Raw genomic sequence first — 9775 nt, 5'->3', positions numbered from 1 at the left:
CGTGTACGTAGGACGTGTGAATGATAAATTCAGTCTAGACAATATCAACGTGATACCTTTGATGCTGTATTGAACTTTGAATTCTCTCAAAATATATTCTGCTACAATTCCAGCTGTCCAATTGAAATTAGCTACAAAACCAACATCGGCGGGGGTTTTGTTTAAAATGAGGTCTTTTATTGTAGCCTCTTGCTCTTCGGTTAACCGACTTGGTCTACCTTTGCGTGGAGCATCTGGGATTGAACTAAGACCTATACTACGATACTTTGTATATAATCTTGAAATCGTAACAGGAGTCAACTGTGTTATTTCAGCGATTTCTCCGACCTCTTTTCCTGTTCCGTATAAATAGATAGCTTGAATTCGACGATATTCACGTTTTATTTTTGATGACCTCATTGCTTCTAAAAGTTCTTTTATTTGTTCTTGAGTTAGTGGCTTGCGTTTATTCATAGGGTTCATCCTCACATAGTAGTTTTGGTTATGATATATATCGGATGATTTTTATAAAATTTTAATTCAATTTATATAGTTGCCACAGCACTTTTTATATTTCTTTCCTGACCCACAAGGGCACGGATCGTTCCTTCCTATTTTTTTACCCGTTATAATGGGCTCATGATGATATTGTAAATTCGTCTTTTTTATTGAATTGGGCGTTCGCTTTTCCCTTGCATTAAATAACTTTTGATATAAGATTCCATATTCAGGAACGACAGGCTTCTCATCACTGATCAATCTCCATTTATTCAGTGTTTCAATTGCATTAAAGCTCTTCTTGTATTCTACCGTTTCATCACGAGAAGCATTGTGAAAATTAACCTGATAATCCGACCAGTTCCCATTAACTGTAGGATCATAAAATTCAGACTCCACAGAGCGTTTTCCCACTGATAATAGCGCCTCCCTTTTATGCATCAACACAATGCTGGAAATCCTAGTTGCTAACTCAGGTTGGTCATTTAGTAGATTTTGCAAATAAACTTTTAGGCCTTCAATATCATTCAAATTTTCGATGTAATATACAGATAAAGCTCTTAAATAAGCTAACTTAGAGAATGTGCCAACATGTTCTCTTCCAATTACACTTTTTAAATAACTTAAATCCCCATCGAAACATCTATACAATACAACTGGGTATTCTTCCGTAATCGCATCGCCTATACGTAAATCAATGGATTCTTCAGAGCAAGCCACTAAATCGATAAGATCTCTTGAAGATCCTTTTTCTTCCCATTGAGCCAGTATAAACGGAAGATATAAGGCCAATAAGCCATTATTCAGAGCGTAGTGATCTGGCGCCTTAATGTAAGACGCCATTTCTTCTAAAATTAGCGGTAATGCTACTTTTTTATTGTTTTCAATAAACTTAAGGTAAGACAATGGAACCGCTTTGGTTTTTCTTCTAAGCTGGTCGATGACATTACTTACAGTTGTATCCTCTCCTAACGCAAGCTCTTTTTCAAGTTCAATATAGTCTTCAAGTTCTTTTTTCTTCTTAGCAATCGTCAAATTTGTTAGGCGTTCAACAATGATTTCGCTTTCATTGATTGTAACTCTATTATAAGCTTCATTTAATATCTTAAATGCCTTCTCAAAATCCAGTTGCTCAGACTTTCCCATCCAATATTCATCTGAATAGCCTACGTATCCCCACACATCATCGGGATATGCCTCAATCAATTCAGTATAATACCGCTCTCCCACATCTGGCTGACCTATTAGATAATAAGTTTCAGCTAAAGACCTTCTTTGATTTGCCTCGTTTAATGCGTCTTTTATATTCAAACTAAGCAAAAATGTAAGCAATTCAATTTTTAGACTTCCAAGCTGTTGCTTCTCATCTTCACTGCAACTTACAAGCCTATTTCTAAGAACTTCATCATAGTCTTGAACCCAATTATATACAAACTCAGTGCCATTAAGCAATTCATCAAAAGTTTTTAAATCACTCCCTTTATGCTCTGCAAAATAGGCTTTAACTTCTTTAAAAACCTTTTTCCATTCCTTAATTGCTTTATCTGGCTCTCCAGCAAATTCATAAACATACCCCTGTTGCATTGCTAGATTCAGTTTCTCGAATGCTTCATTAATCGGCTCTGACTCTACCCCTAAAGATTTACTATTGACTGTTTTAGATTTCATAATACATTTTCTCCATTTTTCTTTATATTTTATGAGCTTATTTTTTTCCTCTGCCATTTGGCACCCTAACCAACCATTCTTTAATCGCCTATTGAGCTCATCACTTCTTTTACATAATCTCTTAAATCATCACTAAAATCTAAAAGGTCATCCATCGTTATTACGCCATCATTGATTAGTCGTATAATATCAAATAACATCTGTTGCTTACTTAGATTTAAGATCACCCCTGGCTTATTTTTATCCAGTTTAATGCGCTGTTCCAACGCCCAGAACTTACTTGACGCTGGCAAGTTATCCTTTAACAACACTGTATATTCCATAACGAGCTTTTCCATATATGACTCTTGCCATAAAACTATCCTGTCCCTAAAAAGTTTCCAGTCTTTTTTTGAAGGTTCCAAATTCATCCACTCCCTTGTCAACAGTCTATTTTTATTTTATTTTCTATTATACTCTACTTCCGTTTTGGTGTCTAATGCCATCAAGACTCTATTCGATTACGTCCTGATGTCTTTGCTATATATAGTTTTTTTATCTGCTTGTCTAAACAACTCGTCTTTTTTAAAACAACTATAAAGTCCTCCCCACCATATCTACCCATAAACGCGGACTGAGTATACGCTTTGATCCCTTGAATTAATATGACGCCTGTGTCCATCATGAGGATAATTTGGTTCATTGAGGACATATTATATGATTTATCTTTTAGTTTATCTTTGCGCTTAAACATTTGCCCAGCCTTTATTTTTTAAAATTTGCACCCAGATCACACGCCCTGTTGTGAAAATCAAAAGAGCAAGTGCTGCATAAAGCGTCAAGATTACGGCCTCATATTCATGATTAAATCCAGTCGCAGAGGTATGTTTTGACCAAATCCCCATATAAGCCCAAATCACAGTCAAACCATAAGCCCCGCATTTACTCCAAATCAAGGTTGTGCATGCGATTAACGTCGCAACAACCAAAATGATCACCATCCATACTTCTTCAGAAATGCCAAACTGATGCCACTGAATACTCACAAGGTAAGTGGTGATATTGGCAACTGTAGCCACCGTGATCCAGCCTAGATAAACCCCCACAGGCGGTTTCATCCATTTGAGCTCTGATTTAGAAAAAGACGTCTTGACCAGTTCATTCATCATAAGTATTAAACTCACTAAGATCACAAGCATGATGAGCACACTGACGCCGATGAACTGATAATGCCATGCCAAAATCCATGTGGCATTTGCAAACGAGGAAACTATAAATAAAGTCATAATACGACTCACCCCTTGATTTCTAAGAGGGTGGTTGAGGTACTTGGTTTGTCTCACTAAGAAGATAACCAGAATGCCTAGGAGCAGATAAATTAGCCCCCAAATGGAAAATGTATACCCTGCTGGTGCAAACAAGTTTGGATACGCATCTGAGATAGCCCCTGTGTTTTGCCCATTGATCGGCAATAGATTTGCCAGCATATTCATGATAATCATCGTCAGATAGGATAGAACAACCCATATTTTTTTCATCTTTGCGCCTCCAATTCTAGCGTACCTTTCAAGGTTAGTTTCAATATCTGCATCAATAGAATCTGCAATTAGAAAGGCATAAATCAAGACATTTGCAATTTGATTCATGTGCCCTCCTGTTATCTGCTTTTACCTTTTGTATAACTATACCCTGTAAAGTGCTCTTAAAATATAATAATGCGTATTTCCCAAGGTAATTCTCTGCTGAGAGCCTACAATAAAGGTGTCGGATACCCCAAACGGAAGTAACTCCTAATTTAACAGAACAATTTTAACAAAATAAATGGATACAGTAAAGACCAAGAGCGTTACTTCCAAAAAAAGTGTCTGATACCATTACTCTTCCTAAAAATAAGATTCCTCAAATAATTTCGTTTGTTGAAACGACTTTTATTGAGGAATCTTTGCTCTTGATTTGAGCTTTGTTTAAATCATCTTATTTCCCGACAGTCCCGTTTTAGGATATATTATCTGCCATATCATCAATCTATTGCATAATTTCATAAGTGAGTTGACCATTTTTATAGGTCACTTTAAAAACATGCCCTTCTCCAAATTCAGTAGGTACTATATCGGTTTCAATTTTTTTATAAACAGCATCAGCATCAAGTTTTTCAAAACTAGAACATTCAATAAAATAAACATTATTGGTCTCTTTTTGAAGGGGGCCAATTATAAACACGAGCTCATCTGTTATTACCTTGTCCTCAATTAGCCTAGCATGAAGTTCTTTTAATACATCTAATGATTCCTCATCTGTTGCATCATATATAGGAAATTTATTGGTTTCATACAAAATATTAACACCATGAATGAGATTACCAAGAAAACCTTTTGCCATCGCAAGTTGATATGACAAATTCTCCATTGATTGATTTGTCTCTAAAGCAGCTGATTCATTCTTTTCTTTAACTAGTTGAAGCTCTTCAGCTAACGCTTGTGACTTTAGGTAGTAAAAGCTGCTTATAAATAAGAGTAGAATAATGAGAAATCCAAGTCCTAAATTTTTTTTTATTCTCACAGGTTCCTCCTATGTGTAAATCAGTATTTGTTAAAGACCATTGCTCCACTTCATATTGACTATGTGTATAAGTTTTATAGTAGATGGTTTTGTTGCACCATATGAAAGAGGATAAGTAGACATTTTTTCGATTGCTTGTATGGGCACTTATTTTTATCTCTGCATACTCAATAGTGCTATCACCATCTTCATCAGAAGCACTTGTAATAAACAAAACGTTACCACTAGTACCATCATAATAAACATAATTCCCTGGTTTTATTACACTAGCCGCAGCTGAATAGCCACTGATGCCATAGTCATTGCTCGTGTTACTATAATTCCCCGTTATCCAATTATAGAAGTAACTCGTTCCTACAATAAAGGTGTCGGATACCCCAAACGGAAGTAACTCCTAATTTAACAGAACAATTTTAGCAAAATGAACGGATACAGTAAAGACCAAGAGCGTTACTTCCCAAAATAGTGTCTGACACCGTTACTGAGTATATCTTTTTTTTAGTTTGTAGGCTTGACATGAGCAATTGTTTTTTTATGCAACACTAGTGAGTTAGAGTGTCAAATCCAAGTATATATTTTCAAGAAGTTCAATCATCTCATTGAACCCAATTACATGAATGCCTAGATTCTTCAAATCTGGTCTATCTTGATCAACCAATTCAACAAACTTTCTGATATCCGCTCTAATCAATTCAGAAGTTTCTACTTTACTAGAAGGGTCAACATTTGCAAGAAGCCTAAACACATCATTCTTATGTTTTTTGACGGTTTTCAAATCCACGTGTTTTCCACTTTCCAATTGATGTTTCATATCAATCCACGCTTTAATCTTAAACAAAATTACAGCTTCAATTTCAATAACCGAATATCCATACACCGTTCGCTTACCTCTAATTAATAAATCATAGTAAACATCATTTAGTAAAATTGCAGACAGACTTACAATACTCTCATCAATATGAATTGGTGTAATCCCAGTATTAAATTTTAATTCAAAATCCACTGATTTTCGACAAAACAATTCAATCACTTCTGGATACTCTGATTCTAGCGGACTTCTAAATCGATAAAATTGATCTTCACCCATATTTTTATCTCGATGTTCATAACCGCCATCTTCAATAAATTGCCAGAACCGCTCGCCAAAAGAAGCATCTAGTGCTTCAATGATCAAAACAATATCTAAATCTTTAGTTGCTCTGAATGGCGCCCCCAATTCATCCATGAGAATATCACAAGCCGTTCCTCCAATAAATACATACTGGTTTGTGTAATCATGAAAGTATGTCTTGAATTTTTCTAATCCCTTAACCATTTCTCACCTCTCAAGAGTTCTTCAAGTGCCTGTTCAACTCGCTCATCGTTTTCGTCTTTCAACGTTGCATACAAAGACATAGGGTCTACGTGCCCTTTATTTGCAAATAAATTAGGCTCATAATCCCATATTTGAAGTTCCACTAGCTTTTCATCTTTCACAATATCTCTATTCTTAACTATATCTAAATTTAATTGTTCTAGTACATGTTTGCTTATCGCTCTCACTGAATAGCCTGGTGGATTTATCATAGACAGTTCTGAAAGTGCCTCTAACCCTGCGACTAAGGTCTTTTCAGGCACACTTTTTACATAAACCACTTTTTTTATAGGTGACTTAATAAATTGCATTCCTTTTTCAATGTATTCAGAATTTGCGATTTTAGTATAAATTTTACTTCGACCTGTCTTCCCTCCAATTTTGTAAGTGACCAATTGAACATCATGCAAATCATTTAACGCTCTCGAAGCTGTCATCACATTAAAACCCAAACATTTAGAAAATTCTATAGTGTTTAATATTGTATCGTTATTGTACAAAAAATAAAGATAAGCCAACTGTGTTGATGTAGAAAACTTGATCAATTTTTTCTTCACATACTCCGGTGCCTTCTTTAAGTTGAGACCTAAAAACGGTAAAAACATCTGCCCATCTTCTATAACAAATGCGATACGATTTTCTATCAAACTCTTTCTTCTATAACGTGTAATGTCTTTATAATAAAGCACAACTTGTAAATTTGTTAATTCTTCAATTCTCATAATATGCTTTTTAATCGCGTCAATTCCAGACGTTTCCTCTATAATCTCAGCAATAATACAGGTTGTCTCTAATAGTGTCATAAAATAGAATCTATAAATATTTCTTAAAAACACTGGGATTTTATCTGTTTCACTCCACTTTTTTATTTCAATATTATCATCAATATTTTCCTTCAAATACGGTTCAACATCCAATAACAATATAACCACTTCCTTCAATATAACATTATATATTTTAAATATACCATTATTCATGTTTTATTTCAATCAATTTTTGTTGCATTCTAAAAAACTACCTTCTATTCTGCCATGTAGGCAAAATTACAATAAAGGTGTCGGATACCCCAAACGGAAGTAGTGCCTAATTTAACAGAACAAATTTAGCAAAATGAACGGATACAGTAAAGACCAAAAGCGTTACTTCCCAAAATAGTGTCTGACACCATTATGACACCGTTACTAGCGTCCTTAACGCAAACCCCTTTGCCTTCTCTTCTCTTCTCTTTTCTTTTCTTGAATCCAATGGAGCTCAAAAGATTTATCATAAATAAAGTCACCATATCCCCACCCAATACCAGATGAGCTTGATATAAGATCCACTATTCTCTCTCTGAATTTCAAATACAAATCCTCTGTCCCCTTAGAATTCAACTGATCGACAAATTGTCCGTAGACGTTGCACAATCTATCATAAAATGGCCCATCAATATCGCCAAACTCGTTTGTGAATTCATCACCACACTCGACATAATATAACATTAAATCTAGGACCATTTCAAAGTTCCCTACACTTTTAAACTCAGAAATCATAGCTTTGGCTGATTTAAATGACGGCATTGTTCTCATATTTTTGGGGAAGAATTCAGAGTACATTTTTTCCTTATATGACTCGAGTAACTCTTCTTGATATTTTTCTCCGACAAATTTTACATTTACAATCTCTTTTACCTGATCATTCGTCTTATAAAGGCTTGAAATAAGCTCGCTGAGTTCAGAATGTTCCAGTTTTTTTAATTCCTTTTTCAATTCGGTTATCGTCATTGGTTTAATCATTGTAACCCTCACTATCGATCAAATTAAGATCTGTCATTTTAGTTAACTCATGAAGCTTTTGTCGAAGTAGCTTCTTATCAATCAATTTCAACGTATACTCTGATACTAACGTTGGTGATAAACTTCTGGATAAAAATTCATTTTCACTAAATTTTCTGGTTTGAGGCTCCAATTTTTCTGTTGAAAGCATGTATCTTTCAAAATAGCCGCTATCCAATTGTCTTTGTAACGCTCTTGCAGAATAACGTTCTTTTATACTTAGCCTAATGTAAAATTTCCTTTTTTCATCCGACTTTGATGAAGACAATATCGCAAGATGATTCGACCAGCTGATTTGTGTCAACAGTGTTGACACAAATTCCTTGTCTCTATAGGTTTCATAAAACTGCCTCTTTCTATAAAGTCCTCTTCGATTATAGATCTGTTCTTTCTTGGTTTTTCAACAACTTCATCAATCTCTAAAAATTGCTCTAAACGTTCTTTCCACTGAGCTGCTAGGTAAAATGATGCTTTCAGTGTCTTCATAGAAAAAACTACTTTCATTATACCATAGGGGTAAAATTGAAAGTAGCTTTTCAATAAGCATCACACAATCTACACCACCTGATTCGACCGCCTGAGTACCTGCATCGGCATTTTCTCATCGAGCTTATAGGTGATGCTGATCGGCGACGAGCCTTCTCGGAACACATTATTGCCCTAGAAGATAGTCAATCATGTTGATGACTTTAATCCCTTGATACGACTTAATATAGTTTCTGTCCATGGTGAGCACGATTTTCTCATAATTATCCGGTATCATCATGAGTGATCGAAGCTCTCGTTCTCTGACGATTTCATTATTCATTGATTCTGTCACTTGAATATAAATTTTTTCTTCAGGTTTTTCTGCGACAAAATCTACTTCAGTTTCACCGTACTTACCGAGTGTTTTTAGCAGCTGCTTTCCTTTAATATCATACCGATTAACACCGTAAAAAATAAAGGCGCTCTTTAACATATAGATATATTTATCCACAGTCTTACCAGCCACATTATCTGTATTTTTACTTCGTTTATCGAGGAGATCTCCTTCAGAGGATAATACATTCCCTATACTGTTGGGGGATGTAAGGCTTCCAATATTGTCAGCCAGAAAAAGTACCAAGCGATTTAAGAGCGATTGGTCTGTTACACGATTCCTTTCCAGTACATCCCGTAAGATGACCGTTGAATATATACCCTCCAACGTTTCATTAATCTGCGCAATAGTGACATACTCCCACCACTTGAAGAAGTGGGGGCTTCTTGTTCGAGTAGCCTAACGGCTACAGCATAAGCAAGCTATCCCCGTGTGCCCCACGGTTCTATGAGTTCGTTTACCCTAATAATAAGCGTATACCTTCCGTTTTGATATTTATACTTGCATTGTAATCCCTATCCATTGTCATGCCACAATCTTCGCAATGATATGTCCGCTCTGAAAGCAATAATGTTTTCTTCACTATCCCGCAAACACTACACTTTTTAGAACTTGGAAACCATTTGTCAATTTTGACGAGGTATTTTCCTTGTTCCATCAACTTGTAATTAAGCATAGACACGAACATCCCAAACCCATTATCCATAACACTTTTACCAAAATTCAACGCTTGTGACATCACCTTCATGTCCAAATCTTCAATACACACCGCATCAACAGCATCGGCAATCTGCTTTGACTGCTTGTGTAAAAAGTCTTTTCGTTGGTTCGTCACTTTCTCATGAATTTTCGCTACTTTTATTCTTTGCTTGTTACGATTTTTACTGCCCTTTTGGCACAACGATAGCTTTTTTTGTTCGCGTTTGAGTTGTTCTAGCAACTGTCTGTAATATCTAGGATACTCTGCTGATATGCCATCGGAAGATAGAAAAAGTGCTTTCATGGAAAAATCTAACCCTAAGAATGTTTTAGGCTGAACTGTTTCTATAGTCACTTCATATT

The 9775-nt window shown here is 35.5% G+C and carries 13 protein-coding genes; all 13 read right to left on the bottom strand.

The genetic code is table 11. The features are described from left to right. The coding region (locus F3D3_RS22850; protein WP_175438478.1) for a helix-turn-helix domain-containing protein at positions 1–453 on the bottom strand (453 nt) is incomplete at its 3' end. Positions 454–519: 66 nt separating this feature from the next. Further along, on the bottom strand, positions 520–2145 hold the full coding sequence (locus F3D3_RS25315; protein ID WP_175438477.1) for a DUF1186 domain-containing protein: 1626 nt from the start codon (positions 2143–2145) through the stop codon (positions 520–522). Positions 2146–2225: 80 nt separating this feature from the next. Further along, positions 2226–2483, bottom strand: coding sequence for a hypothetical protein (locus tag F3D3_RS22840; RefSeq protein ID WP_306455965.1), 258 nt, complete (start codon positions 2481–2483; stop codon positions 2226–2228). A 146-nt stretch (positions 2484–2629) separates the two neighbouring features. Then, complete coding sequence (locus F3D3_RS22835) at positions 2630–2878, bottom strand: hypothetical protein (RefSeq protein ID WP_069876799.1); 249 nt, start codon at positions 2876–2878, stop codon at positions 2630–2632. Next, a complete protein-coding gene (locus F3D3_RS22830; RefSeq protein WP_139132197.1) occupies positions 2871–3770 on the bottom strand; it encodes a tryptophan-rich sensory protein in 900 nt (299 codons plus the stop codon). Before F3D3_RS22830 ends, F3D3_RS22835 begins: the two co-directional genes overlap by 8 nt. 379 nt (positions 3771–4149) lie before the next feature. Next, positions 4150–4683, bottom strand: a complete 534-nt coding sequence (locus F3D3_RS22825; RefSeq protein ID WP_069876797.1) for a hypothetical protein — start codon at positions 4681–4683, stop codon at positions 4150–4152. Positions 4684–5233: 550 nt separating this feature from the next. Further along, a complete protein-coding gene (locus F3D3_RS22820) occupies positions 5234–5998 on the bottom strand; it encodes a hypothetical protein (protein WP_069876794.1) in 765 nt (254 codons plus the stop codon). Next, complete coding sequence (locus F3D3_RS22815; RefSeq protein WP_175438476.1) at positions 5983–7014, bottom strand: MarR family transcriptional regulator; 1032 nt, start codon at positions 7012–7014, stop codon at positions 5983–5985. Before F3D3_RS22815 ends, F3D3_RS22820 begins: the two co-directional genes overlap by 16 nt. 213 nt (positions 7015–7227) lie before the next feature. Next, a complete protein-coding gene (locus tag F3D3_RS22810; RefSeq protein WP_069876790.1) occupies positions 7228–7812 on the bottom strand; it encodes a DUF6155 family protein in 585 nt (194 codons plus the stop codon). Beyond that, positions 7805–8233, bottom strand: coding sequence for a DUF1016 N-terminal domain-containing protein (locus tag F3D3_RS22805; protein WP_084389264.1), 429 nt, complete (start codon positions 8231–8233; stop codon positions 7805–7807). Before F3D3_RS22805 ends, F3D3_RS22810 begins: the two co-directional genes overlap by 8 nt. After that, positions 8152–8355, bottom strand: a complete 204-nt coding sequence (locus F3D3_RS22800) for a hypothetical protein (RefSeq protein ID WP_175438475.1) — start codon at positions 8353–8355, stop codon at positions 8152–8154. The genes F3D3_RS22805 and F3D3_RS22800 overlap by 82 nt, the downstream gene beginning before the upstream one ends. A gap of 148 nt (positions 8356–8503) precedes the next feature. Next, positions 8504–9040, bottom strand: a complete 537-nt coding sequence (locus F3D3_RS22795) for an ATP-binding protein (RefSeq protein WP_069876782.1) — start codon at positions 9038–9040, stop codon at positions 8504–8506. A 130-nt stretch (positions 9041–9170) separates the two neighbouring features. Next, on the bottom strand, positions 9171–9775 hold a 605-nt coding region (locus F3D3_RS22790), incomplete at its 5' end, for an RNA-guided endonuclease TnpB family protein (protein ID WP_139132195.1).

The sequence above is a fragment of the Fusibacter sp. 3D3 genome (genome assembly GCF_001748365.1).
In the GTDB taxonomy this organism is placed as follows: domain Bacteria; phylum Bacillota; class Clostridia; order Peptostreptococcales; family Acidaminobacteraceae; genus Fusibacter_A.
This window is presented reverse-complemented; position numbering and strand designations above follow the sequence as displayed.